Source organism: Pontibacter roseus DSM 17521 (genome assembly GCF_000373265.1).
GTDB classification, from domain to species: domain Bacteria; phylum Bacteroidota; class Bacteroidia; order Cytophagales; family Hymenobacteraceae; genus Pontibacter; species Pontibacter roseus.
In genome coordinates this window covers 96,749-121,504 of sequence record NZ_KB890761.1, presented here as the reverse complement: position 1 = coordinate 121,504, position 24,756 = coordinate 96,749, and the positions used below count along the sequence as shown (strand labels likewise).

At 54.9% G+C, this 24,756-nt stretch carries 22 protein-coding genes; 11 read left to right on the top strand and 11 right to left on the bottom strand.

The window, feature by feature from the left end:
• Positions 1–59 precede the first annotated feature (59 nt).
• Both B051_RS0100550 and B051_RS0100545 read right to left on the bottom strand, forming a co-directional pair.
• Complete coding sequence (locus B051_RS0100550; protein ID WP_018476215.1) at positions 60–1,139, bottom strand: site-2 protease family protein; 1,080 nt, start codon at positions 1,137–1,139, stop codon at positions 60–62.
• Positions 1,140–1,207: 68 nt separating this feature from the next.
• On the bottom strand, positions 1,208–2,182 hold the full coding sequence (locus B051_RS0100545; protein WP_018476214.1) for a TIGR03885 family FMN-dependent LLM class oxidoreductase: 975 nt from the start codon (positions 2,180–2,182) through the stop codon (positions 1,208–1,210).
• Positions 2,183–2,717: 535 nt separating this feature from the next.
• On the opposite strand from B051_RS0100545, the gene arfB reads away from it, so the two are divergent.
• Complete coding sequence (arfB, locus tag B051_RS0100535) at positions 2,718–3,134, top strand: alternative ribosome rescue aminoacyl-tRNA hydrolase ArfB (protein ID WP_018476212.1); 417 nt, start codon at positions 2,718–2,720, stop codon at positions 3,132–3,134.
• A 218-nt stretch (positions 3,135–3,352) separates the two neighbouring features.
• On the top strand, positions 3,353–4,006 hold the full coding sequence (locus B051_RS0100530) for a hypothetical protein (protein ID WP_026236104.1): 654 nt from the start codon (positions 3,353–3,355) through the stop codon (positions 4,004–4,006).
• 259 nt (positions 4,007–4,265) lie between these two features.
• On the opposite strand, the gene B051_RS22330 is transcribed toward B051_RS0100530, so the two are convergent.
• The 3 genes from B051_RS22330 to B051_RS22320 are packed head-to-tail and all read right to left on the bottom strand — an operon-like array spanning position 4,266 to position 4,909.
• Positions 4,266–4,430, bottom strand: coding sequence for a hypothetical protein (locus B051_RS22330; RefSeq protein ID WP_018476210.1), 165 nt, complete (start codon positions 4,428–4,430; stop codon positions 4,266–4,268).
• A gap of 39 nt (positions 4,431–4,469) precedes the next feature.
• The gene (locus tag B051_RS22325) at positions 4,470–4,673 is read right to left on the bottom strand and encodes a hypothetical protein (protein WP_157578428.1); all 204 of its coding nucleotides are present in this window, start codon (positions 4,671–4,673) and stop codon (positions 4,470–4,472) included.
• Positions 4,674–4,732: 59 nt separating this feature from the next.
• Positions 4,733–4,909 (bottom strand): hypothetical protein, encoded by a 177-nt coding sequence (locus B051_RS22320; protein WP_018476208.1) that lies wholly within the window; start codon positions 4,907–4,909, stop codon positions 4,733–4,735.
• A 429-nt stretch (positions 4,910–5,338) separates the two neighbouring features.
• Between B051_RS22320 and B051_RS20655 the strand changes: the two genes are divergently transcribed.
• Positions 5,339–6,184, top strand: coding sequence for a cyanophycinase (locus B051_RS20655; protein WP_018476207.1), 846 nt, complete (start codon positions 5,339–5,341; stop codon positions 6,182–6,184).
• A 3-nt stretch (positions 6,185–6,187) separates the two neighbouring features.
• Here B051_RS20655 and B051_RS0100505 read toward each other — a convergent pair whose 3' ends face one another.
• The gene (locus B051_RS0100505; RefSeq protein ID WP_018476206.1) at positions 6,188–7,102 is read right to left on the bottom strand and encodes an NAD(P)/FAD-dependent oxidoreductase; all 915 of its coding nucleotides are present in this window, start codon (positions 7,100–7,102) and stop codon (positions 6,188–6,190) included.
• 294 nt (positions 7,103–7,396) lie between these two features.
• Here B051_RS0100505 and B051_RS0100495 point away from each other — a divergent pair, with 294 nt between their 5' ends.
• Together B051_RS0100495 and B051_RS0100490 are read left to right on the top strand one after the other, a co-directional pair.
• On the top strand, positions 7,397–8,635 hold the full coding sequence (locus tag B051_RS0100495; RefSeq protein ID WP_026236103.1) for an OmpP1/FadL family transporter: 1,239 nt from the start codon (positions 7,397–7,399) through the stop codon (positions 8,633–8,635).
• 17 nt (positions 8,636–8,652) lie between these two features.
• Entirely contained in the window at positions 8,653–10,083 is a 1,431-nt protein-coding gene (locus B051_RS0100490) for an SGNH/GDSL hydrolase family protein (RefSeq protein ID WP_018476203.1), read from the top strand.
• 115 nt (positions 10,084–10,198) lie between these two features.
• On the opposite strand, the gene polA is transcribed toward B051_RS0100490, so the two are convergent.
• Complete coding sequence (gene polA, locus B051_RS0100485) at positions 10,199–13,042, bottom strand: DNA polymerase I (protein ID WP_018476202.1); 2,844 nt, start codon at positions 13,040–13,042, stop codon at positions 10,199–10,201.
• A gap of 264 nt (positions 13,043–13,306) precedes the next feature.
• Here polA and B051_RS0100480 point away from each other — a divergent pair, with 264 nt between their 5' ends.
• From B051_RS0100480 to B051_RS0100470, 3 genes are all read left to right on the top strand, one after another.
• A complete protein-coding gene (locus B051_RS0100480; RefSeq protein ID WP_157578426.1) occupies positions 13,307–13,948 on the top strand; it encodes a hypothetical protein in 642 nt (213 codons plus the stop codon).
• 269 nt (positions 13,949–14,217) lie between these two features.
• Positions 14,218–14,784: a hypothetical protein gene (locus B051_RS0100475; protein WP_018476200.1), complete on the top strand. Its 567-nt coding sequence runs from the start codon at positions 14,218–14,220 to the stop codon at positions 14,782–14,784.
• 227 nt (positions 14,785–15,011) lie between these two features.
• Complete coding sequence (locus B051_RS0100470; RefSeq protein ID WP_026236102.1) at positions 15,012–16,400, top strand: sigma-54-dependent transcriptional regulator; 1,389 nt, start codon at positions 15,012–15,014, stop codon at positions 16,398–16,400.
• Here the strand turns inward: B051_RS0100470 and B051_RS0100465 are convergent.
• From B051_RS0100465 to B051_RS0100450, 4 genes are all read right to left on the bottom strand, one after another.
• Positions 16,397–19,009, bottom strand: coding sequence for an ATP-binding protein (locus B051_RS0100465; protein WP_018476198.1), 2,613 nt, complete (start codon positions 19,007–19,009; stop codon positions 16,397–16,399). The two genes, B051_RS0100470 and B051_RS0100465, sit on opposite strands and share 4 nt — an antisense overlap.
• Before the next feature lie 199 nt (positions 19,010–19,208).
• Positions 19,209–19,979 (bottom strand): TPM domain-containing protein, encoded by a 771-nt coding sequence (locus B051_RS0100460; protein ID WP_018476197.1) that lies wholly within the window; start codon positions 19,977–19,979, stop codon positions 19,209–19,211.
• A 6-nt stretch (positions 19,980–19,985) separates the two neighbouring features.
• Positions 19,986–20,423, bottom strand: a complete 438-nt coding sequence (locus B051_RS0100455; RefSeq protein ID WP_018476196.1) for a TPM domain-containing protein — start codon at positions 20,421–20,423, stop codon at positions 19,986–19,988.
• Positions 20,424–20,516: 93 nt separating this feature from the next.
• On the bottom strand, positions 20,517–21,095 hold the full coding sequence (locus tag B051_RS0100450) for a LemA family protein (RefSeq protein WP_018476195.1): 579 nt from the start codon (positions 21,093–21,095) through the stop codon (positions 20,517–20,519).
• A 257-nt stretch (positions 21,096–21,352) separates the two neighbouring features.
• Between B051_RS0100450 and B051_RS0100445 the strand changes: the two genes are divergently transcribed.
• From B051_RS0100445 to B051_RS0100435, 3 genes are all read left to right on the top strand, one after another.
• Positions 21,353–22,354: a sugar phosphate nucleotidyltransferase gene (locus B051_RS0100445; protein ID WP_018476194.1), complete on the top strand. Its 1,002-nt coding sequence runs from the start codon at positions 21,353–21,355 to the stop codon at positions 22,352–22,354.
• A 37-nt stretch (positions 22,355–22,391) separates the two neighbouring features.
• Positions 22,392–23,249: a LytTR family DNA-binding domain-containing protein gene (locus B051_RS0100440; RefSeq protein WP_018476193.1), complete on the top strand. Its 858-nt coding sequence runs from the start codon at positions 22,392–22,394 to the stop codon at positions 23,247–23,249.
• A gap of 132 nt (positions 23,250–23,381) precedes the next feature.
• Entirely contained in the window at positions 23,382–24,704 is a 1,323-nt protein-coding gene (locus tag B051_RS0100435; RefSeq protein WP_018476192.1) for a TraB/GumN family protein, read from the top strand.
• Positions 24,705–24,756: the final 52 nt, after the last annotated feature.

The following is a 24,756-nucleotide window of genomic DNA, read 5'->3' as shown; positions in this document are numbered from 1 at the left end:
TTCCGCGCTTGAATTTTGGGGGCTTTAATCAGCCGCAAGGTATAGCCGAGGCGGAATTGCTAATGTGACAGGGCGGACTTAATGAGGATGAACTCGTTGATGTTGTCGGTGTTGATGACCCCGGCGAGACGGCCGTTCTCCAGTACCGGGTATAGCGGGGCCTTTGTCTTCTGCAGCTCGGTATAAGCCTCCGCCAGTTTGTCCTGCACGTTGAAGGCCCGCACCTCCTGCGACATGACTTCCGACACAGAAGTGTCTATCTGTTCCTCCTTCACGGCCTGGATGAGCTGCATGCGGGTCAGCGTGCCCACCACCTGGCCGTCCTGCTCCACCACGAAGTCATGCTCCGAGCCGTTGAGGAGTTTGCTCAGGGCATCGCGCACCGTTTCGGTGGGAGCCAGGGTGACAAAGTTGGTCATCATGCCCTCGCGCACGAGGTGGCCGCGCAGGAACTCAAGATGCTGCACGATGATGTTCTCGGAGTAGGCCCCAAAGAAAACGAACAAGCCGATGAGTATCAGGAAAGGGTTGTAGAAGAAGCCGATGAACACAAAGAAGATGGCCAGCAGTTGCCCTAGGTTTGCCGCTATCTGCGTAGCCCGCACTCGCCCCAGTTTAAAAGCCAGCAGCGCCCGCAGCACACGGCCCCCATCCATCGGAAACGCAGGTATGGCGTTGAACACCACCAGCATAAGGTTGACGAAGAAGAGCAGGTATAGGAAATTGGCAGGCGTGATGCGGCTGAAGAACTCCTCGTTGGGGATGTCGCGCAGCGGAGGCAGCACCAGCCAGAGCACCAACGCAATCACTACGTTCACCGCGGGACCGGCAGCGGCTATGAGTAACTCCTGTTTGGGGTTTTCAGGTATACGCTCCAGGCTGGCCACGCCGCCTATGGGCAACAGCGTAATCATCTTGGTAGGAACGCCGAAGCGGCGGGCGGTGAGGGAGTGGCCCAGTTCGTGCAGCACCACACACAGGAAGATGGTGAGCACAAAGGCCAGTGACAGCAACGTGGTGGTGAAATCGCTGCCCCGCCGCATCTCCGAGAACACAATCCAGCCCAGGAGAATGAGGAAGGTCCAGTGCACCAGGATTTTGATGCCTGCTATTCTGCCCAGATTCAGCGACCATTTCATAGCGTTCCTATACCTGATGTGTTATACCTGTAACGCACAACTAAGCCTTAAGTTGAAGCCCCCTTGGCTCAGCGGAGGAGCTGCGGAATGACCTTGTCCCCGAACACCTCGATGTAGCGCTCCTGCTGCAGGTTGACATTGTGCAGCATCAGCTGGCTAAAGCCTAGTTCGATGTCCTGCTGCAGCCACTCCACGTGCTGGTTCGGGTCAGATGAGATGCGCACATGCTCCCGCAGGTCCTCCTCGCGCACGAACATGGCCGCCTGCTCCAGCTGCTCCGCCTTGCGCAGGTCAGAGAGCACCGCGCTTGGGAAGATATTGGAACGCCACTGCGCATGCGCCTCCTGCAGCGCCTGCTTCTCATCGTCGGCGTAGGACAGCTGCACCTTCAGGTACATGGGCTTGCCTTCGCCGCCGCCTCTGTGGAAGGCCTCCACCATCTTTTTCAGCTCCTTTGGCGGTTTGGATACGGTAATCAAACCATCGGCCCAGCCGCCCACCCACTCCGCTGTCTTCTCGGTGATGGCCGCCCCTATGATTTTGGGGGGTATGGGCGCACGCGTGTAGAGCTTCGCCTCCTCCACCTGCACGAGTCCGTGGTGCGTCACCGTCTCGCCAGCCCATAATGCCCGGATGATGTCAACGCATTCCTTGAGGCGGGCATTGCGGTCTTCCTTCACGGGCCAGTGCTCGCCGGTTATCTGCTCATTGATGTACTGTCCGCTGCCCATGGCTACCCAGAACCGTTCCGGGAACATCTCGGCTAGCGTGGCGGCGGCCTGCGCGATGATGGCCGGGTGGTAGCGCTGCCCGGGCGCGTTCACAATGCCGAACGATAAATCGGTGGCCTGCATAGCCGCCCCCAGCCAGGACCAGGCAAAGCCGCTTTCGCCCTGGTCGAGACTCCAGGGAGCGAAGTGGTCCGAGGAGAGAGAGGCGTTGAAGCCCGCCTGCTGGGCCAGTTGCACGTACTGTAGCAGCGCACTTGGTTTGAACTGCTCATGGGAGGCGTGGTAGCCTATTTTCAGTTTGTCGTCTTTCATAGGTATAGCCGTCTTGTTTGCGGGTTGTATTGCATACGGCTTAGTTTCAGACTTTGGTTACGGAAAGGCTTGTTCAAAAAAGAAGGAACCACCCCTTGCGACAGCGGCTCACGGTATACCTGACAACGGAAGAAACCTAATTCAAGAAACCAGAAAAGCTTGGATATGCTTCTGGAAGAGCTCCGGCTGCTCCTGGTAGGGACTGTGGTTTAAGTAGGTGGCGTTGGCAAACTTGGACAGAAGGTACTCGTCTGGCCCCACTCTAGATGAAACGATAGGATTAGCCCTCTCCGGCAACGCGCACGTATAGCTGCACACTAATTAGACAGAACATGGTTGAGCCCGCGACGCCATAGGCACAGCAAGCCAAGGAAGCAGCAGGCAGACAAGCAGGTATTTCTGCATGAGGTAGAAATCCGAAATCTCATAAAAAGCTGGAGGAAGTGTCAGAAAGACGTAACAGGAATGCAGTATATTTAGCGGAGGTATAGCCGGTGTAGGCCAATGATTCATGTAGAGCACTTATATACAACACGTGATAGATATAAAAGAACGCGATTTTGAGCCGGAACTGAGCTTTCAGGCTTCCAGAAGCGGCGGGGCAGGCGGACAGAATGTGAACAAAGTAGCCACCAAAGTGGAGCTGCGGTTCCACGTGGACAGCTCCGCCCTGCTCAGCGAGGAGGAGAAGGCGCTGGTGCAGGAGAAACTCGCCAACCGCATCAACGGCGAGGGGTATCTGCAGGTGGTTTGCCAGACGGAGCGCAGCCAGTTGCAGAACAAGGAGCGCTGTATGGAGCGTTTCTATGAATTGCTGCGGCAGGCCCTGACCCGGCAGAAAAAGCGCAAAGCCACCAAGCCAACCCATGCCTCGGTGCGGAAGCGCCTGGAAAGAAAACGCAAACAGTCGGAGAAGAAGTCAGGCCGCGGAGGCTTCAAAGGAGACTATTAGCCGCTGCAAGCTATGTTTTTAATCTGTAGAGGCAAGAACTACTGCCACCTTGCGTTACAGAGGCTGTTCCTTCGCACGCTGCCATACCCTTGGGTGGAAGTTTGGCGCTAAAATTTTGCATTGTTACCGCAAAGTGTAGAAAGCAGCGCGACAGGTATAGCAGTTTGCACAATAGGTAAGATATTTGTGAGGGAGCAAGCAGACTCCACAGACTTGAGATGAGAAGACTTTTTTTAGCAGTGCTCCTTGTGTTGGGAGTGGCCTCGGCAAGCCAGGCACAGAAATACAGAACAGCGGCAGGTATACGTTTAGGCGGCAACGAGTTTGGCGCCACCGTGCAGCAAAGGCTAGGTGATAAAAGCACACTGGAAGGTATGGCTTTGGTGGGCTCGCGCGAGTACAGCGGCACCCTGCTCTACCAACGGCATTTCCCTATTCTGGGCCAGCGCTTCAACTACTACCTGGGCGCCGGCGGGCATATAGGCAACCTCAAAGACCACGGCGTATTCACAGGTGTGGATGGCATCCTGGGAGTAGAGTATAAAATCAACGGGTTGCCCATCCTGTTGTCGGCAGATGTGAAGCCGGCCCTGCATATCAACCATGAGGACTGGGTCAAGCTGGCCACAGGCATCTCGATACGCTACGTGATACTGGCCGAGAAAAAGGAGAAGAAAAAACTCTGGCCATTTGGGAAGCAGGAAGTAGAAGAGGAGGAAGAGCGCTCCGGTTGGCCATTCGGTAAGAAGAAAGAAGAACCACCCAAGAAGAAGCGGGGCTGGCCATTTGGCAAGGAGCAGGAGGAGCCCGTGAAGCAGGAGCCTGAGAAGCGAATCGACCTCGACAAGATATTCAAGAAGCAGAACAACTAAGCCAAGCAGCCCGACCACCCAGGTCGGGCTGCTTGGCTATACCCTGGTCATTAAAAACGCCAGCCCGGAAAACATTTCCGGGCTGGCGAAGGGGGCACATAAATTTGTTGTTACAGCATCAGCTTTCAGAACTGAGCGCCATGTGCAGGCGCCGTTTATGCTTTGTGATAACATGAGACTGAAGAACGGAGAAACTGTGAACCGTTGATGGTGGGGCACCAGCAGGAGGCGGCTTTGCCGGGAGGCGCGGTAGCCCCGGCTACAGCAAAATCACCGTCCGGGGCTCTGGCGCTGTCTGCTCTGCCCAAGCCAGGCTGCGCTCTGTTTTGATGCGCTCGGCCAACAGTACGCGGGAGTCAAAGGTCTTTTTCATGGCGAAGCCGAAGGCTGCTACCAGTACAAGTAAAAGAAGTACGATTTTCATGGTTTTATTTTGGACTAATGGAGCGATTGGGTACTAAGCTTATTCTGGTGCAATCTCGTTTTTCTGTTCTGCTTCAGGGGCCACCCGTGGGGCGGTAATCACCACTTCGGGCAGAAGGTTAGGGTAAGTCTTGTACTCGCGCAGCTCGTTTCTGATAGCAATTTCTTTCAGGTCACTGGCTGTTTTTTTTCCGGCGGCGCCAAACGCGGCTGTCATTCCGAAAAGAAGAATTAAGATTTTCATGGTTTTGGTAGGTAATTGGTGATTAGGTTAAGCGCTCTATGTAGGGTATGGGAGTGGCGTTATGCGCGAGGCGCAACGATTACCACCTCTGGTAGAAGGTTTGGCTGCTGGCTGAACTCTTTCAGCTCCTGCTGGTGCTTGTACTTGATGGCGGTTACGGAAACATCATCTGCGGTTTTTTTGCAGGTGGCACCGAAACCTAGAACTATTGCGAAAAGAAGGACTAAGATTTTCATGGCTTTTATATTTTTATGGTGACTGTTTTTGTTTTCTAAGTACTTAATAGATAGTGCTTACAAGGGAAAGGTTGCTTGGTGCACTATAATTTTTTTTACTTTCATTTGAACCTATTACATTTTGTGTGCCACATGTATAAAACGTTGTAAGTCAGTGTGTTATGTAAGAGTTTAGTGATTGAGTGAAGGAGAAAGCGTCCGGGAGCGTACATATCAGTGTTCGGAAGCGAACAAATGTGCGGCGCGGACAGAGCCGCTAAAGAAAATAATCGCCTGAGGCAGAGCTCGAAACAACAAAAGAAAGGCATCCTTGTTACCCATCAGTCCAGGTAAGTCAGGCAAAAGCAGGGCTGATTTGGACGAATAGCTGCTGGCAAACCCCCGGGGCGCGTTGGCAGTATAACAAGGGTTTTCAACACAGCACACCATATGAGCAAAGGCACACTGATAGCACTTGGCGGCGGATACGACGATGACCTCATCAAGCTCATCCGGTCGGAAATATGCCCCATCAATTCCAATATTGAAATCATAGCGACGGCGGCCACAGAGCCCGCCGAGTCTGGCTTCGCCTACAAGGAAGCGTTTGAAGAGCTTGGCTGCGGCAAGGCGGAGTTCATGCTGATAGACGAGGAGCACGAAGCCGACAAGCCCGAGTACATAGAGCGTATCACCCAAGCCGACGTCATCTTCTTCACCGGGGGCGACCAGGTGCGGTTAATGGAGTTCATAGGCGGCACGCAGTTGCTGGACATCATGCGGAGGCGCTATCACGAGGAAGACATCATCATTGCCGGCACGAGCGCCGGAGCCGCGGTCATGTCAGACCGGATGATTTATGACGGCTACGGCCATTACTCACTCATCAAAGGAGAGATGAAAACCACCGAGGGTTTCGGCTTCATCCAGCACGTATACCTGGACACCCACTTTGTGGAGCGGGGCAGGTTCGGGCGATTGGCGCACGCCGTAGCCCACGACCCGCATTATGTAGGTATAGGTTTGAGCGAAGAGACCGGCATCATCATAAGAGGGGGAGATAAGGTGGAGGTGTTTGGTACAGGCGTGGTCACCATCATTGACGCCAGCAACATCCGCTTCTCCAACACGCGGCAGGTGCAGGAGAGTGAGCCCATTGCGGTGGAGCACCTCATCATGCACCTGCTCGTGGAAGGCTACCGGTACTGCCTGCAGGAACACCTCTTCCAGCCTGTGGAGCAGAATCGAAACCAAGGTATGGCGCAGCAGGCGAGCCATCAGGGCAAGGTGGCCTAGCGCCTATTCCCTTACCCGGTCCTCCTGCTGTAATTCCATGTTAATGGCCACGCCGGCTCTGGCCCCTTCGGCGGCGGCCACAATCACCAGCTGCATGTCGCGGGCGGCGTCGCCGGCCACGTAGAGGCCCGGTATGTTGGACCGCTGCAGACGGCGGGTCTTGATAACGCCCTTACCTGTGAACTCACAACCCAGCTGCTGCCCCAGGTCTGACTGCTGCTTTGTCTCGCCGGAGAAGAACAGGGCCTGCTGCTCCCGCGACTCCCCGTTTTTCAGCACAATGCGCTGCAGCATACCTTCCTCTCCCTCCAGGCGCGCGATGGCTCCGGTGCATACCTTTACACCGTTGAGTTTGAGCAGTTCCATGTCCTCTCGGCGGAGTTTCTCAGTGCCATCGGTATAAAGGGTCACGTCATCGCTCCAGTTTTTCATGGCCAACGCCTGCCCGATGCCGCTTCTGTCTTTGCCATACACCGCAATGGCCTTGTCGCTGTTTTCCCAGCCATCGCAGTAGGGGCAGTGGTGCACGCTCTTGCCGTACAGGGGCTCAATCCCTTCCAGTTCAGGTAATGTGTCTTTGAGGCCGGTGGCGAGCAGCAGCTTGCGCGAGTGGTATACCCTGTCTTCCACGTCGTTTACTACATATATGCCTTTGCTGTAGGTAGCGGTGGCCACTTCTATGTCTATAATCTCTACGTTGTATTTCCGAAGCTCCTCCCGGCCTTTCTGTATGAAGTCGCGTGGGTTGACGCCATCGCTCGATAGGAACCCGTTCATGTTGGTTGCCCACCGGTTGCGGGGTTTGCCGCTGTCAAACACCACCACTTTGCGCCTGGACCTGCCCAGTATCATGGCTGCGTTGAGTCCAGCCGCTCCTCCCCCGATGATGATGACGTCATACTTATTATTGTCGTGCATAGCATGTTCTTAGTGAGAGTATGTAAACGTAGAATGGTGTGCGGGGGTAAACCGGACGACAGAAAAATTACGCCTTCTCCTTGGACCTCACTGAAGAGATGGCCTGGACTCTGGAGCTAGGTATGGCAGTGGGTGCCGGCGCTGGTTTGGGGCGGCAGTTGAGGGTGCCCCTGATTTTTCGACTGATATTAAAATATATTTGAAAAAAGCGACGGGAGGAGCTTTTGCGATAGCTAATGTTTCCTATATTTGTTTAACCTTATTTTCACCCTACATTCAACTAATTCCCTTTATATGAAACGTAAAATCCTAGCCTTATTAGGTGGTACACTTCTCTCGGGCATGGCTATGGCCGGAGGTTACCAGGTGAACCTGGCCAGCCAGCGGCAAATTGGCATGGGCCATACCGGTACCGGCCTACTGACTGGTACTTCCAGCATCTTCTTCAACCCGGGTGCCATGAGCCACCTTGGCTACAGTGGCATAACGATAGGCGGTAGTGCGCTTGTCTCCAAAATCGCTTATTCTGCTCCTGAGTCTGGAGGTGTTACAGCCCGTACTGACAACCCGCTGGGCACTCCTTTCCAGGTGTATGGCGTTTACAACATAAATGAGAAATTCTCTGCCGGACTTGGTGTCTATACTCCGTTTGGTAGCACCGTGGAATGGGGCAACGAGTGGAGTGGCCGCTTCGGTCTGAACCAGCTGAAGCTTCAGGCGATTTACGTGCAGCCGACGCTGAGCTATGCCATTACAGATAAGCTAGGTATAGGCGCCGGTCTTACGTATGTGGTGGGCAGTGTAAACCTGCAGCGCAGCCTGCCTGTAGAGGGCCAGAACGGAGCCGAAGGCGCCATTGAACTGGATGGCAGCGCGGAGCCGGCTTTCGGTTTCAACGCGGGCATCTTCTACCAGGCGACCGAGAAACTCTCCATCGGCCTGAACTACCGCTCACAGGTTGACTTGAAAGTTGAAGGCGGAGATGTGATGTTCAGCAACATACCGGCAGGAGCCCGTTCAAACTTCCCAGAGGGCACTAGCTTTAACGCGGAGCTTCCTATGCCGTCTACCTTGTCACTGGGTGTTGGTTTCAAGCCAACGGAGCAGCTGACTTTGGCAGCTGACGTGAGCTACGTAGGGTGGGATGCTTACGAGACGCTTCGTTTCGACTTCAGCCAGAACGTAGCGGGCAGACCATCTTCTGAAGCAGCCAGAAACTATGATAACGCTTTCATTTACCGCATAGGCGCGGAATACAACGTGGCAGAAGGTCTGGCCCTGCGTGCGGGTGCTTACTTGGACAAGACCCCGGTACAAGAAGGCTACCTGACACCTGAAACACCAGACGCAGACTCACGCGGCTTGTCAGCAGGTATAGGCTACTCCATCTCTGACAACTTCAGCATCGATGCCTCCTTCCTGTATATTAACAAGAAAGAGAGAACAGATGCATCCAACCTCTCCAGTGGCATTGGAGGTACTTACAAATCTGTTGCCTATATCCCTGGCCTTGGTCTGAATTTCAAATTCTAATTTCCTCTTCAAAGCATATGAAAAAGTTTTTCTATAAATCCAGCACTCTGGCCCTTTTCGCTGCTGTGCTCCTGTCAAGCTGCGACCCTGAGATTGACACCCCATCGTCTAGCGCAGGTGAGGCCGATTTTGCCAAGTACGTGGCCGTAGGTAACTCCCTGACAGCTGGTTATTCTGATGGTGGCTTAAGCCGAGCCGGACAGCTAAGCTCCTACCCTGCAATCATGGCAGAGCAGTTCCAAGAAGTTGGTGGAGGTGAATTCGCGCAGCCGCTCTTCACAGAGGAGCAGCGTAATGGCTCAGGCTACCTGCGCCTGGCAGGCTTCACGCCACAAGGCTCACCTATTACTGCGAACGTTACCGAGAATCTGGCTATTCGGAGCTTAAGCCCTAGGCTGTACACCAAATACCTGGAGCCTATCAGTAATCTTGCGGTTCCGGATATCAAAGTTGCTGATGTGAAAACGGCAGGTTACGGCTCCACGCAGGGTAATCCATATTTTGAGCGCATTACGCCAGACAACAACACTTCACAGACTTACCTGCAACGTGTTCAGGCTGCCGACCATACCTTCTTCAGCATGTGGATTGGGAATAATGACGTGTTAGCCTATGCTACATCCGGTGGCGCATTCTCTGGTGGTATGTTGAACTCTCCCGCACGGTCAATCACACCGACAGCTGTATTCGATGCTAACTACTCTGAGTTGATAACCGCCTTGACTGCTGAGGGACAAAAAGGGGTGTTGGCAACAATTCCAAATGTCATGGCTCTCCCTTTCTTCACTACGGTAGGACCTTCTGTAAAGCAGACATTGGCTGCCAATAACATACCTGGTTTCGTTGCACTTACAGGCTCCGGTAATAGCAGAATCCAAGTGGCAGCAGAGCAGATAAATGCTGCCCAGAACGGTGTGTACATCCCGTTGACTGCCGCTGCTTATGCTCCTTTGTTAGGTCAACCAACGGGCAGGTACTGGAGAGACCTGGCTAGGCAGGTAAGCCCAAGCCAGGATGCGGCTGTGGTTAGATTAACGCTGGGAGGCCTTCTGCTGAACTTCCAGATTGATACTACGGCCATGTTTGGACTTTCTGCCCTTAATCCATTGCCAAGCGCCTTGTTGCTTGATAATACGGAACGACAATTGGTACAGGCAACAACAGAAGCTTTCAATGATATCATAAAAGCACAAGCTAATGCCAGAGGACTTGCCCTGTTTGATGCCAATACTTACTTCAATTCTATATTAGGTGGATTCTCAGCTAACGGAGTTAACTATTCTCCTGCTTTCATCACAGGCAACCTGTTTTCTCTTGATGGTGTCCACCCGACACCTCGAGGTTATGCAATCGTTGCGAATGAGATGATTAAGGCTATCAATACGAAGTATAACGCCAGAGTCCCTCAAACGGATATCACACAGTATGACGCCGTTCGCTTCCCTTAACCAGAACTAACGGTGTAAAAGCTGAAAAGGCGCCTTCCGCAAGGGAGGCGCCTTTTCTTTTTAGGAGTCAGGTATAGCGCTGAATCAAACTGCCTATAGCTGATGCAGCTGTACCTTAGTGGGCCTCCAGCCAGTTCTTGCCTACGCCCAGCCCCACTTCCATGGGAACGCTCAGCGGCAGGGCATTGGTCATGAGCTCCACAATCTTCGGCGTCACGATTTCCACCTCCTCCTTCGGGGTGTCGAACAGGAGTTCGTCATGCACCTGCAGAATCATGCGGGTGTTGAGCTTCTCGTGGCGCAGGTACTCGTGTATGTTAATCATCGCAATCTTGATGATGTCGGCGGCAGTGCCTTGGATGGGAGCGTTGATGGCGTTGCGCTCGGCAAAGCCCCGGATGGTGGCGTTGCGGGAGTTGATGTCGCGCAGGTAGCGGCGGCGGCCCAGCAGCGTCTCGGCATACTCCAGCTCCCGCGCTTTCTCCACGGCACTGTCCATGTATTCCTTTACCGCCGGAAACTCCTGGAAATAGGCCTCAATGATGTCCACAGCCTCGCGGCGAGGTATAGCCAGCCGCTCCGACAGGCCAAACGCGGAAATACCGTAGATGATGCCGAAGTTAATGGTTTTGGCCTTGCGGCGCATCTCGCTGTCCACCTGGTCGAGCGGCACCCGGAACACTTTGCTGGCCGTGGAGGCGTGGATGTCTAGCCCGTTCCGGAAGGCTTCCTTCATGGTAGGGTCACCGCTGAAATCAGCCATGATGCGCAGCTCAATCTGGGAATAGTCCGCCGAAATGATGAGGTGGCTGCTGTTGCGCGGCACAAAAGCCTTGCGAATCTCGCGGCCCCGCTCCGTGCGGATGGGGATGTTCTGCAGGTTCGGGTTGGTGGAGCTCAGGCGGCCTGTAGCGGTCACGGCCTGGTTAAAGGAAGTATGCACGCGGTTATCCAACTCGCATACCAGTTGCGGCAACGCATCCACGTACGTTGATTTGAGCTTGGTGAGCTCCCGGTGCTCCAGAATCAGGCGCACAATCTCGTGCTCGCCCGACAGCTTGGATAGGATTTCCTCCCCAGTGGCATACTGACCCGTCTTCGTTTTCTTGATTTTGGACTTACCGTGCAGTTCCATTCTGTCAAACAGCACCTCACCGAGCTGCTTGGGCGAGCCGATGTTGAACTCCGTCCCGGCTATTTCGAATATACGGGTCTCTATACCTTTGACTTCCAGCTCCAGCTGCATGGAAATATCCGCCAGGGCATTGGCGTCTATGGAGATGCCTTCCTTCTCGATGTCAGCCAGCACTGGCACCAGCGGGTTTTCCACCTCCTGGAACAGCTTCATGAGGCCCTGCTCCTGTAGCAGCGGTTCAAAGTAGTGCTTCAGGCGGAGCGTAATGTCCGCGTCCTCGCAGGCGTAGTCCTTCACCTGCTCCGGTGTCAGGTCGGCCATGGTGATTTGGTTTTTCCCTTTCGGGCCAATCAAGGCGGTGATGGGTACGGGGCTGTAGTTTAGGTAGGTTTCAGCGAGCACATCCATGTTATGGCGCATCTCAGGCTCCAGCAGGTAGTGAGCCAGCATGGTGTCAAAAATGGGGCCATCCACGGTGATGCCGTAGTTCTTCATCACTAGGATGTCATACTTGATGTTCTGGCCGATTTTGGCGATACTCGGGTTCTCCAGCACGTCCTTGAATTCGGCGGTGATGCGCCTGGCCTCTTCCTGGTCGTGCGGCGGTACTGGCACATAGTAAGCCTCGCCCGGCAGGTAGCTGAACGACATGCCCACGAGCTTTGCCGTGATGGGGTCGATGCTGCTCGTCTCCGTATCGAAGGAAAACTCCTGTTGCTTCTGCAGGTAGCGGATGAGGCTCTGGCGCAGCGCCGAGGTATCAATCAGGTGGTAGTCCTGTCGGGTGGAGTTCAGCGTCTGCAGCGGCTGCGGGTCTACGTACCCATTGGTATCGGTTACAACGGCTGTTTCGGGTGCCGCGGAGTCAAACAAAGACGTCTGCTGCTGGTTGGCGGGCTTGGTTTTGCGGCCAGCGGTTTTAGTAGCCGGAGCCTCCGCCATGGAAAGACCCAGCACGCGCTGCATCAGCTGCCGGAACTCCAGTTCAGCGAACAGTTCGGCCAGTTGCTCTTCGTTCGGGCCGTCGTAGTGCAGGGCCTCGGGGCTGAAGGGCAGCGGTACGTCGCGGTGGATGGTGGCCAGCTCCTTCGACATCATGCCCTGGTCAGCGAAATTGACCACGTTCTCTTTTTGCTTGCCTTTGAGCTGGTCGGCGTTGGCTATGAGGTTCTCCACGGTACCGTACTTCTGGATGAGCGACTTGGCCGTTTTCTCCCCTATACCTGGTATACCCGGAATGTTGTCCACGGCGTCGCCTTGCAGGCCCAATATGTCGATGACCTGCTCCACGCGCTCAATCTCGAACTTCTCCAGCACGCGCTGCACGTCCCATACCTCCACGGCATTGCCTAGGAAAGCCGGCTTGTACAGGAAAATGTGGTCCGTCACCAGTTGGCAGTAGTCCTTGTCGGGCGTCATCATGTACACGTCAAAGCCGTCTTTCTCGGCTTTGCAGGCCAAGGTGCCGATAATGTCGTCGGCTTCGTAGCCATCCAGGATGAGCACCGGTATGTTGAACGCCTCCACGATTTTCTTGCAGTAAGGTATAGCCAGGGAGATATCCTCGGGCATGGCCTGCCGATTGGCCTTGTATTCGGCGAAGTTGTCGTGGCGGAAGGTCTTGGCAGCCGAGTCAAAGGCCACCCCGATGTGGGTGGGTCGCTCTTTCTGCAGCACCTCGACCAGTGTGTTGGTGAAGCCGAGGGCTGCCCCGGTGTTCATTCCCTTGGAGTTGATGCGGGGGTTCTTGCTGAAGGCGAAATGTGCCCGGTATATCAGTGCCAGTGCGTCTAGCAGGAATAGTTTCTTTCGTGGTTCGCTCATGTTATAAAGGTATAGGCTGCTGGCTTCATGTGCAAATATGTTCCTGATTCTACCGTTTTAGCCGGTTTTGGTTCTGGTTTATGCCCTGATTGTTCCTACACGGTATCAGCGGGATTAGGATGGATGAAAATAGTTGATAGCTATACCTCTGCATTTCATATTTTTGGCATAATTTTTATATTATAATATTTTAATATAAGACAATCCTTTGTAAGTTAGTATTCATTTCAAAAAACAATTCAGGACAATTTTAGCATTTGGTCTATGGTCAATTTTTTACCCAGATTGGTCATGATGAGCCTTGCCCTCCTCATGACATGTGCAGCGGCCTATGGCCAAGACATCATCATCAAGAAAAGCGGAGAGGAGGTGGTTGCCAAAGTAGTGCGGGTGGACACGGACACCATCCATTACCGTATGCTGAGCGACACCAATGGCCCGATGCACTTCGTGCTGCGCCAGGACGTGGCCCAGCTGCAGCTCGCCACGGCACCCACCCAAAAACAACTGACGCAATTGCCGCAGGTGACCGATGAGTACGCCTCGGCATCGGCAAGCGCAGGAACGGTAGCGGCTAACACGGCCAATTACAACGCTGCTGAAATGATGCTAAAAGGGCGTCAGGATGCCGTGATGTACTACAAAGGCCAGGGAGCAATGTGGGGCACAGCCGGAGCGACCTTCCTATTCCCGCCGGCGGGTCTGGTGACAGGTATCATTGTGGCGGCCGTGCCACCGAACGTCTACACCACCTACAACCCCAACATACAGCTGATGCAGGACCCGACATACCGGGAAGCGTTCCAGAAGCAGGCGCACCGGCGCAAAGTAGGCAAGGCCGCTACCGGCATAGGCGTGGGTTTTGGCTCTCTACTGGCGCTCGCCTTGATGCTGAGCGCGCAGTAAGTACTAGCTGCTATACCTGAAATCCCCTCCTTCGGGAGCCGCTATCCCTGGTGGCCCCCAAAGGAGGGGATTTTGTTTCTGTGTGTAGTTCTCTCCACAACCTGTGGAATTATCTCCACAACGCTATTGTACATTCCACATATTGAGAATTCTATGTTTAAAACCAAGCCTCTATATGTCAGGCAGTTATGCGTCTGATAGTATGTGGCATGGTTTTGCCTATAAGCGCTGGTAGAAACTAGTGAACATACTTGCAACAAAATAAAACTATGAAAAAAATAACCTACCTGGCAGCAGCCATCGCCTTCTTCGGTTTCGCATCACTGGATGCCAACGCTCAGACAGACAAGAGCAAAAAGAAGTCTAAAAAGCAGAAGACAGAGCAGACAACAGAGGCGCAGACCACTACTGAGGCTGAAACTCAGACCCAGGTAAGCACCGACCAGCAGACGGAGGTGCAGTCTCAAGCGCAAACCCAAACTCAGACTCAAGGACAGGCTACAGCCCCAGGTCAGGAGGAGAAACGCGAGACCATCACTCAGGAGGAGCTTCCGGAAGCAGTGAAGCAGGCCCTGGCTTCTGAGACTTTCAAGAGCTGGCAGGTAACGGAGGTATACCGTATCTCCCCAAACGCCAACGCCGCCGGTGCCAACGCCCAGGGAACAGCCAACCAGGCAGAGCAGGCCGCTCAGAACTCCCAGGCTCAAACAGCACAGGCTGGTTCCCCAGCACAAGGTCCTAAAACGATGTATGAAATCTTCTTCTCCAACGAGCAGGGGCAGAACGCCAAAGTTCGCATCGACGAGCAAGGCAACATCATCAGAGACCAGAAATAAGCGCATACCTATATCAATAGCCTGATATCGTATAAATTAGAAGCCCACGCCATGCGTGGGCTTCTTTTATTTGGTTCAGTTCTGAGAAAGGAAGGGAAGTGCATTTTTCGGGGTGAGGCAAACCAAAATCTTTGGCTTGAGTAAACAGGCTGTGGTACGCTGATTGGGTAGGTTTTTTGGCACGGAACTTCCGGCCGGCCCCGAAGCTGCGTATATTGCTGATGATTATGCCAAAGATACTCCTGATTGACGACGACCCCACCTTCTGCCTCATGCTGAGCACCTTCCTGAAGCGCCAGCAATACGAGGTGAGCACAGCCTTCACAGCCAACGAAGGCCTGAAGCAGCTCAAGGCGGAGCCATTCGATGTGGTACTGACCGACTTCCGGCTGCCGGACAAGAACGGACTCGAGCTGCTGGAGCAAATCCGGGTGCTGACTACGGAGGTTCCCGTCATCCTCATGACGCACTACGCAGACATCCGGACGGCCGTGAAAGCCATCAAAATGGGTGCCTTTGAATACCTGGCCAAGCCCATCAACCCCGACGAAACCCTGCTGACCATCCGCAAAGCCCTCAGCCGTAATGCTGAAGGCGAGGAAGCGGCAAGTGAACCAACTGTGCCTTTGCGTGGTGGGTTTGCCTTTGTGAAGGGTGCCAGCTCGCAGTCGGTTCAGCTGGAGGAGTACATCGCGCTGATAGCCCCCACCAATATGTCGGTTATCATTGAAGGCGAGAGCGGCACGGGCAAGGAATATGTGGCCCGCAAAATCCATCAGAGCAGCAAGCGCCACAACAAGCCCTTCGTGGCCATTGACTGTGGCGCCCTGTCCAAAGAACTGGCGGGAAGCGAGCTGTTCGGGCACGTGAAAGGCTCGTTTACAGGTGCGATGGCTGACAAAGAAGGGCAGTTTGAGGCGGCTAACGGCGGCACGCTTTTCCTGGATGAGATTGGCAACCTGTCGTACGAGATACAGGTGAAGCTGCTGCGCGCCATACAGGAACGGAAAGTGCGGAAAATCGGCAGCAACCATGATTTGGATGTGGATGTGCGCATCATCGCCGCCACCAACGAGGACCTGGTGCAGGCCGTGAGCCGCGGCGAATTCCGGGAAGACCTATACCACCGCCTCAACGAGTTCAAGATAAACATCTCCCCGCTACGGGAGCGTACCGCTGATGTGCTGCAGTTCGCGGAGTATTTTCTGGAAGTGGCCAACCATGAGTTAGAGCGCAATGTGTCGGGTTTCGATGCGGCCGTCACCCTGGCGTTGGAACGCTATACCTGGCCTGGCAACCTGCGGGAGCTCAAGAATGTGGTGAAGCGGGCCGTGCTGCTGGCAAAAGGCACTGAGATAACACTAGATGACCTCCCGCCTGAAATCGCCTACCACATACCGGAGCCGACTTCCATCGTTGCGCAGCCCGATGCCACCCGGGTAGCCCTGCCACCCGCCATCACCGATTTGCGCAGTGCCACGGAGCGCAGCGAAAAGGAGCTGATTCTGGACATGCTGGAACGGGTGAAGTACAACAAATCGAAGGCGGCACGCCTGCTGAACATCGACCGAAAGACGCTCTACAACAAGATGCGGCAGTACAACATCGACGCCTAGGCCAAAGCCTCCTCCGGAGTGCGCATCTGCTCTAGTTCTGTCTCCAACGCATTAAGCACCAAGTCCGCGTCCTGCTGTAACTGGGTGGCTATGGCTGGCAAATGCGCCACTTGTGGCTGTTGCTGGTGCAGTAGCTGCTCCAACGCATCCAGTGCAGGCAGCACTGTATGCGCCTGCAGATGCCGGAAAGCCGTCTTCATTTTATGGGCCAACTCCCCCGCCTGAAGCCAATCCTGGATTTCCACTGCCTCCTGCAGCTGCAGGAGGCTCTGCCGATGGTCTGCCACCAGCACATCCAGAATAGCGACCAGCGCCTCCTGGTCATCGCCTGCAAAAGAACGAATCTCCTCCAAGGTATAGAGGCTTTGAGTTTCATGGGTGGGCGCTGTAGCTATACCTATACCTGTTGTTTCAGGAGCCGGTGCCGGAGCGGCAGCCAGCGCCTTGCTCAGCTTCTTGTGCAGGTCCTGCTCCGTGAATGGCTTGAGGAGGTAATCCGAGATGCCCGTTTTGGCGAAGAAGCGCCGGTTGGAGCTCATGATGTTGGCTGTGAGCGCAAGTATAGGTATAGCAGGGTTCTCTTTCCGGATGGCTCTTGCGACAGCCTTTCCGCTCATGCCCGGCAGTTGCACGTCCGTCAGCACCACGTCAAAATGCTTCGCTTTGATAGCTTGCAGCGCCTCCTGCCCGTCGTTGGCCAAGGTCACGTCCATGTGCCAGCGCGTGAGGATGAGTTGGCACAAGGTGCGGCTATAGGCATCGTCGTCAATCACCAGCACCGACTTGCCTGGCAGCACATCTGCCGCTGGTTGCGCCTGTGCGGGAGCCGCCACCTCTGCCGCAGCCACATCGGCGCGCTGCAGGGGCAGCACGATGGTGAAAGTGGTGCCTTGGTTGGGCGTGCTGCGCAGGGTGAGGGAGCCCGACTGCATCTCGACCAGCTTTTTGCTGATGGACAAGCCCAGTCCGGTGCCGCCATACTGCCGGATGATGGAGGCATCCGCTTGGTTGAACTCCCCAAACACATGCGCCGTCTGCTCCATGGGTATACCTATGCCTGTGTCAGATACCTCAATGGAAACCACCACCCGTCCACGCCGCTGTGACTTAAGCCGGCACTGCACCAGCACCTCCCCGTCATGCGTGAATTTGATGGCGTTGTCCACGAGGTTGAAGAGCACTTGCTTGAGGCGCAGGCAGTCGCCGAGCAGTTGGCCCTGCAGCTTTTCATCCAGCGTACAGCGGAAGCCTATGCCTTTGGTGCTGGCCTTGAGCCGGAATGCCTGTTCCACCTCCGTCAGGACCTGTTTCAGCTGGAAAGGCTCGAGGTGCAGGTGCAGCTTGCCTGCCTCTAGTTTGGAGAGGTCCAGCACGTCGTTCACGATGTGGAGCAGGTGCTCACCGGCGCTGCGGATGGCCTGCAGGTGCTCCTGCTGCTGTGTCTGTAGCGCCGTGTGGCCCAACTGCTCTGAGAAACCCAGCACCACGTTCAGCGGCGTCCGGATTTCATGACTGATGTTAGCCACAAACGATTCCTTGGCCCTGGCTAATTGGATAGCCTCCTTGCGGGAACGCCGCAACTCTGCTTTGTACTTGCTGCTGCGGCTCAAGTCGCGCAGAATGATGAAGATAAAAGCGATGCCGCTTGCCAGACCGAACACCCCCACCAATAGTAGGATGAGCGACGTTTTGCGGGCCACCTCCTGCGCCTGCTCGGAACTGTGTCTGGCCTGCTGCAGCTCGTGTTTCTCCAGGTCGTAAATCATGCGCCTGATTTGGTCCATTATCTGCTTGTCCTGCTGCAGCAGCGCCATTTCTTTGGCCACCAGTTCCTGCTCCTGCTTTTGCACCTCCCGTTGCACATTGTGCAGCACGTGGCGCACCTGGGCTATGGGGGCCATCTGCGTGGCGGGCGCCATGCTGGTATCACTGGAAAACTCCTGCTTTACCTTGATTTGCGGCACAGCTACGGGCTGCTGCGCTTCTTGCTCCTTGTTCTCAGAGCGTTTAGAGAATATCCTGCCCAGGAAGCCCTTTCTGCTTTCCGGCTGCTTTGTGTTTTCACCAGGGGCCTCCTCGTTCAAGGCCAGTCTGTCAGATATGGTCGTGGTGGTGCGCTGGTTGATGGTCGTGGTGGCCGGTTGGGCCGAGGCGGAGGAGGCAATCTGTCGGAGCGCTTTTCCGGAGTAGTCTTTCTGGCTGCGGTGTTGCCGCTTCAGGGCCACGTGCTGTTGCAAGCTCTTCTTCTTGGCCTGTAGTAGAAAAGTGATGGAATCAATTTGGGCCAGCTCCATGGGGTTTCCCTGCATGAGCGTGCACAGGGTGTCAATCTGGCTATTGATGGTCTCCAGGTTGTCCAGATACTCCTTGAAGTGCCGGTCTTCGGTGGTGAGGGTATAGGCCCGGATGGTGCTCTCGGCCGTCGCTATGTCGGCCAAGGTATGCTGCAGCTTGGCCAGTTTGGCGTTGGGCTGAGACAACACGGTAACAGAGCTTAGCAGCTGGGTAAAGCTGTTGTAGGTCAGGTAGATGGCGATGGCCATCACCGAAATGGCTAGCGTAAACCCGACAACTACTTTCGACTTTGTATTATCCTTGATGATTCTCATATGTGGCAGGCTTCCTCCTGATAATGCGGAGGAGCGAGTTTGGCTAATGCTATACCCTTAACGATAAATCGGCCAGAATGATATACCCCGTAACAGGAGGTGTGCTAAGAGCCGTGGCCTATCCTGGTGCAGGTATAGGCCACGGCCGCTGGGGCAATGCCCAAGTTGTTTATTGTAAGTTCAAGGTATAGCCTAAGGTTTACCAGCTGCTGCTGGCACCGCCCCCGCCGAACGAGCCCCCGCCGAAACCGCCGAAGCCTCCGCCTCCACCGCCGCCGCCAAACATGCCACCGCCGGTCCGGAAGGTGCCAAAGCCCCCCGGGATAAAGATAGGGCCACCAAATGTGCGGGAATAACCTCTGCCTCCTCTGCCACCACCTCCCTTGAAGCGGGAAATGATGAACACTATGATAAGTATGATGAGAATGATGGTAAACATGGAAGGACCTTCGCCATCGCCGCTCGCTGCCGGGTCAGCCTGGTACTCGCCACTGGCCAGGCTGATGATGAGGTTAGTGGCATCGTTCAAGCCTTTGTAAAACTCCCCCTGCTGGAAGTTGGGTTTGAGTGTGTTCTCCGTGATGCGCTTGGCAATGGCGTCCGGTATGATGTGTTCCATTCCGTAGCCCGTCTGGATAGCTACCCGGCGCGGCTCCAGCGACACCAGGATGATGATGCCATTGTCGTTCTTGCTGCCACCCACACCCCAGCGCTCGCCCAATTCGGCAGCGTATTGGTTGGCGTCATAGTCGCCGATGGACTTGATGGTGACGATGGCGATTTGGGTGGACGTGGTGTCGTTGTAGTTGACCAGTTTCTGCTCCAGGTCCTGCACCTCACCCTGGGTCAAGATGCCAGCCAAATCGTTTACCAGGCGCGGCGGGTTGGGCCGTGCCGGAAAATCATCGGTCTGGGCAAAAGCAAAGGTGCCTAGCAGGAACAGGTATAGGAGCAGGATGGGTCTTTTCATAGTGGGTTATTCTCCGAACGACACGTCATCGCTCAGTTCGTTTACATCGCCCTTGTGTTGGTAAGGGAAGTGTGATTTCAGCTGTTCGCCAGCCATAATGATGCCTTTGGAAAGGCCTTGGGCATACTCTTTCTTCTTGAAGTGGGAGATGACGTGTTCGGTGATGTCCTCCCAGAAGTGGTCCGGCACGATGGCATTGATGCCGGCGTCGCCCAGCACGGCAAACTGGTGGTCTTTGAGAGCCACGTAGAACAGCACGCCGTTGCGCTGCTTGGTCAGGTGCATGTGCAGCTGCGCGAACACCTCGGTGGCCCGGTCCAGGACGTCGCCTTCGCAGGTGTTCTCAATGTGCACCCGTATCTCGCCAGACGTGTTGCGCTCCGCCTCCTGTATGGCCTTTGTGATGACCTGCTCGTCAGCTTCGGTAATGGTGTCTTTGGGCATGGTGGGAATCGTTGATTGTTTGTTGCCGATTGTCAATCGTGTTTTCCTTAAAAAAGAGGCAAATCAGCGACTGACAATCGACAATGTATACCTTTAGAACTGCACCGTAGGAGCCTGTTGTGCGCCTGGGTCGGCCTGGAAGTGGCCTTTGCGCTCAAACCCGAAGATGCCGGCCATCAGGTTGTTAGGGAAGGAGCGCACAGTGGTATTATAGTCCTGCACGGCCTCGTTGAACTTGCGCCTCTCCACAGAGATGCGGTTCTCGGTGCCCTCCAGCTGCGCCTGCAGCTCCAGGAAGTTCTGGTTCGCCTTGAGGTCTGGGTATTTCTCCACCGTCACCAGCAGGCGGCTCAGGGCGCCACCCAGTTCGTTCTGCGCCGCCTGGAAACGCTGCAGGTTCTCCGGAGTCAGGTCATCGGCGTTCAGTTGCACGCTGGTAGCCTTGGCACGGGCGTTGATGACGCTCTCCAGTGTTTCACGCTCAAAGTTAGCGGCGCCTTTCACGGTGTTTACTAAGTTCGGGATAAGGTCCGCGCGGCGCTGATAGGCGTTTTGCACGTTCGCCCAGGCGGTTTCCACGGTTTCGTCTTTCTGCACCATGGTGTTGTAGCCGCACGATGACTGTGAAGCGAGAACGATAAAGCCGATGAGGTAAAAGAAGATTTTTTTCATGTTTATGTAGGGTATGGTTAGTATACGGTGCATTGTGCAAAGCCAAGCGATATGATTACGGAAAACATAGCGCTGCGTTGTTATTTGCCTCCTTCGCCACGTCAGGAAGGGTTAGGGATTGAGTAGACGTGTCGCCTGCCTGAGCAGAGGACTGTCATGACAGTGGGCTGCGACATCTGAAATTACGTGTTCTAAAATGCCGCTTCTCCCGCAAATTAAAAGGAAAAAATCAATATATTGCTGAAAAAGTGTAGTATATGAAAGTCGTTATACCTGTTGCTGGCATTGGCTCCAAACTCCGGCCACACACCCATACGCAGCCCAAGTCACTGGTGCCGGTGGCCGACAATACTATACTGGGGCACATTGTGGAGCGACTGCTGCAGGCGGGCATCCGCGACTATGTGTTCATCATCGGCTACCTCGGCGATAAGGTGGAGAGCTACGTGCGGCAGAAGTACCCCGACATAAACGCGGAGTTTGTGGTGCAGGAGCCCCGCGAAGGCCTGGGCCACGCCCTGTGGATTGCCCGCGAGACCTACCGACACGAAGACAGTGTGCTCATCATGCTGGGAGATGCCATCGTGGAGGTGGACCTTCCGGCCTTCATCGCGTCGCCCAACTCTGTGCTGGGTGTCAAGAAAGTGGCCAAGCCATCGCTCTTTGGCGTGACGGAAGTAGGCAACGACGAATACATTGTGAAGCTGGTAGAGAAGCCGCGCATCCCGAAATCGAACTTCGCGCTGGTGGGTCTGTACAAAATCATGCACCCGGAAAAGCTCGTCGCCTCGCTGGAGCACATCATACGCGAGGACATCCGCACGCACCACGAGTACCACCTGACCGATGCGCTCATGCACATGATTCGGCAGGGCGAGAAAATGGTGACCTGGAACGTGGACAACTGGTATGACTGCGGCCGCAAAGAGACTCTGCTTGAAGCCAATGCCAAGCTGCTGAGCCGCCCCAGGTTCAAGGAGAAGGACTACAACGGGCACTATCCGGGCAACATCATCATTCCGCCTGTCAGCATAGGGGCCAATTGCACGCTCGTGCACTCCATCATTGGGCCGAACGTGGCCATCGGGGACAACACCACCATCACCCGGTCCTCGCTGAGCAACTCCATCATTGGAGCTTACTCTGAGCTGCGCAACGCGGTGATGCACGACTCCATCATCGGCAGCGACGCAAGTTTCATCGGCCTCAGCCACAGCCTCAACATCGGCGACAGCACCGAACTCAACTTTGCGCAGTAGTCTATACCTGTTCCACCTATACCTGTAGCCTGCTTAAATGCTTGCCGTTCTCCGAGAACCGTACCCTGCCCGTGACCCGCGCTATTCCCGCGCTATGGTGCAAGCCCTGCTTTCTGGGTCCATGATTGCCTTCATCCTGGTGCTCCTGCAGCCCTTTGGCAGCTATAGCTGGCAGCACCCCTACAAAATCCCGATTCTGGCTGGCTTCGGGCTGGTGGCGGTGGTAGGCAATCTTACCGACTTTTTCGTGACACAGAAGCTATTTAAACCTTACTTCTCCGAAAGCAACTGGACGGTATGGAAAGAGATACTCCGCAACATGCTGGGGTTTGTGCTGGCCGGTTTCTTGTGCGTGGTATACGGTAATCTGGTAGGCTTCATGCCTTTCACCCTGACGCAGGTTGGCTACATGATAGCGATTTGCTTTGTAGTGGGCGCCTTGCCGGCCACTGTACTGATTTTGCTCAACTACGCCTACCTCGCGCGCAAGTACAGCGCCCCGCTTCTGGCAAGCCCGCCCGTGCAGCCCACAGCTGCTTTTGGAGAGGACACCATACTGGAATTGGTGGCGGAAAACGAGAAAGACCGCTTGGCTATACCTGCCGGCAATCTCCTTTTCATTTCTGCCAGCGACAACTACTGCACCGTGTACTATACCCGACAGGGGGAACTGCAAAGAGAACTTCTGCGGAGTAGCCTGAGCCGCCTCGAAAGCCAGATGGCCTCTCCCCGGATTGTGCGCTGCCACCGCTCCTATCTGGTCAACCTAGATAATGTGGCGGCGGCATCGGGCAACGCGCAAGGGTATAAGCTTCGGCTGAAGGCTGGCGCGGAACAGGTGCCGGTGTCGCGGGCCTACATCCCGTCGCTGAAGGCGCAGTTGCTGGTTTGCTAATCGCCCCTCGGACTTTCCATTCGCCCCTGTCGTTTACCAAAAGCCCCAAATCCTTGCGAAATAGCCCTTTTTCAGGCATCCTATTTTACACGCCTATACCTTTGGCCGTTGTAATCCTAAACCAAACACGCCATGAAAAAGACGCTGAAAAGAATCGCCGTCACCATCTTGTTGACCCCTTTCGTGCTGCTGGCACTGGGCTTTGTCGCTTACCTGTTGTATGCCCTCTTCTCGATAGGCGGTGAGAGCACCCGGCACCAGGTATACCTGAGGCAGCACATGCAGGAAATACAGCACGGCGCTGAGACCAGCTTCCAACTGTTCGACCAGGACTTCTATCAGAGCAAAGTCATTATGCTGGGCGAGGTGCACGGCTTTGCAGCGCCTCAGGAACTGGACTTCCAGTTGCTCCAACACCTGAACCAGAAAACGGGCTTGACGCATTACCTGGCTGAGGTAGATTACAGCCAGGCCTATTTCCTGAACCAGTACCTCCTGACAGGCGATGAAAGCCTTTTGGATTATGTGTTCCAGACGTGGGTGGAGTACAACGCGCAGTGGGCCAACCAGGAGCTCTACAACAAAATCCGCAACATCCATACCTTGAACCAGCGCCTGCCTGCGGCTGACAGGATACAGATTGTGGGGGTAGACAGGATACAGGATGTGCGGGTGACCAAGCGCCATTTGCAGCGCCTGCTGCAGGAGGCCAACCACAAACCCGGCACCCACAGCGCGCTGGATACGCTGGAAATGCTGGTAGCTGACAGCGCCCAAGCCAGCGAGCTGCAGGCATTCGCAACCAGGCATACAGCAAACCCAGAAACATTAACGCCATACCTGCCACAGCCTCTGCAAACCGATTTGCAGCATGTGCTCACCAACCTGCAATACCAGCATAACAATGTGAAGCGCGACAGCGTGATGTTCCTAAACCTGGTTCATCTGACCAAGGTGAACAAGTGGGAAAATGAGCAGTTCTATGGCATGTGGGGCCTGATGCACACGCTGCAAAATTCCGTTAACGAAGGCTATACCTCCTTTGCGGCCATCCTGAAGAAGGAAGACTCGCCTTTCAAGGGCAAGGTGACGTCCATCAACATCATGGCGACAGACAGCGAGAACATGATACCAGCGGCCTCTATGCCGCCGGCGCTGCACAAGGGGCAGGCCTACATCAACACGACCTGGGTGAACAGCGACGGCCCATTGGCCTTTGTGGCAGGTATAAAAGACTTGAAAGCCGTCACCAGACCACACACAACATCCCTTTTCAAAGTAGACAGCGAAGCCTCGCCTTACCGCACCTCCTCCCTGCTCGCCCAGACGAACATCCTGCTTCTCGGTCAAGGTATAGCACCCGACTCGCCAAACCCAACCATAACACAGGCTTGCCAGTATATAGTGCTGATTCGGAACTCCAAGGCTGCCACGCCCATCGAGGCAACTTTATAGGTACACATGCTGTTATGGGCAGGTATAGCCTGGTTCAGGATATTTGCCTATC